Genomic DNA, 783 nt, shown 5'->3' with positions numbered 1-783 from the left:
ACGCTGGCGCCCGGCAGCCGCTCCAACGCGGCGGCGACGCGGGCATAGACGGCGGGCCTGTCGGTGGGGATCGGCCGCGGCTTGGCGGCGCGCAGATGGTCGAGCGCGGCCGAGGCATCGAAGGGGCCGATCTCGGCATTGGGCTTCTCGGCGGTGAAGGCAATGACGATCGGCACGCCGTTAGATCCGGCGTCGGCTATCAGCCGCTCGGCGGTGGCGACGCGCTTGCCCCAGTCAGCGGCGCTTGCCCAGCTGTTGTCGATGACAAGCGCCAGGACGGAACCTTCCGCCGGCAGCTTTTCGCGCGGATTGAAGACCGGCTCGGCCAGCGCCATCACGACAAGCGCCGCCATGAGCAGCCGAAGCAGCGTCAGCCACCACGGGCTTTGCTGCGGGGTTTCCTCGCGTCGGAGGACCCGGGCCAGGATTTTCAGCGGCGGGAAAACTTCCGTCTGCGGCTTGGGCGGGGTGAGCCTGAGCAGCCACCAGATCACCGGCAGCGCCAGAAGGCCCCACAGCACCATGGGCGCACCGAAGGAAAGCGGCAGCCAGCTCATGCGACCGCCTTTCCAGTGGCCTGCGGGGGGTGACCTCTATCGGCCAGCCCTGCATGACCTTTGTCGGCCAGCCCTGCATGACTGCCGTCGGCGGTCATTGCCATGTGGACGCGCACCAGCGCTTCGGAGGCGAGCCGGTCCGTGTGATTGGCGGTAAAGCTCCAGCCGAGGCGCTTGCACCATGCGGCCAGCTCCTCGCGGCGGGCCCGGTCAAGCAGGCGGTATT

The 783-nt window shown here is 69.0% G+C and carries 1 protein-coding gene and 1 pseudogene; both read right to left on the bottom strand.

Translation table 11 applies throughout. The features are described from left to right. Positions 1-557 (bottom strand): BatA domain-containing protein (locus EOA28_RS37415; RefSeq protein WP_189342423.1); only part of this gene is annotated, 557 nt, incomplete at its 3' end. Further along, positions 554-783, bottom strand: a pseudogene (locus EOA28_RS37410) (DUF58 domain-containing protein); the annotation flags it as partial. The gene EOA28_RS37415 and the pseudogene EOA28_RS37410, both read right to left, overlap by 4 nt.

It is taken from the genome of Mesorhizobium sp. M2A.F.Ca.ET.067.02.1.1 (assembly GCF_004023285.1).
Lineage (GTDB): Bacteria > Pseudomonadota > Alphaproteobacteria > Rhizobiales > Rhizobiaceae > Mesorhizobium.
This window is presented reverse-complemented; position numbering and strand designations above follow the sequence as displayed.